The following is a 229-nucleotide window of genomic DNA, read 5'->3' on the forward strand; positions in this document are numbered from 1 at the left end:
ATCGGATTCTCGACTTGCACGAACGACGGGTGCAGGACATCATCACTCCGAGTGCGACCGAACGCGTACTCAACACGATCCATTACTTGATTGAAGACCTCGGGGAACCGGAAGCAGAGGGGGTTCGCGTCCGGTGTCCGTTCACGACGATTGAAATCTCACGCTTATCCGGCACGTCACGGGAGACCGTGTCGAACATCTTATCGCGCTTACGAAAAGAAGAGGTGCT

1 protein-coding gene is annotated in these 229 nt (G+C 55.0%); it reads left to right on the forward strand.

Going from position 1 to position 229, the window contains the following annotated elements; all coding sequences use genetic code 11:
• Positions 1-229, forward strand: a 229-nt coding sequence (locus tag ACSV5T_RS10510; protein WP_438321122.1) for a helix-turn-helix domain-containing protein, incomplete at both ends; no start/stop codon positions are given.

This window comes from Veillonella sp. ZSJB6 (assembly GCF_051549505.1).
Classification (GTDB): domain Bacteria; phylum Bacillota; class Negativicutes; order Veillonellales; family Veillonellaceae; genus Veillonella.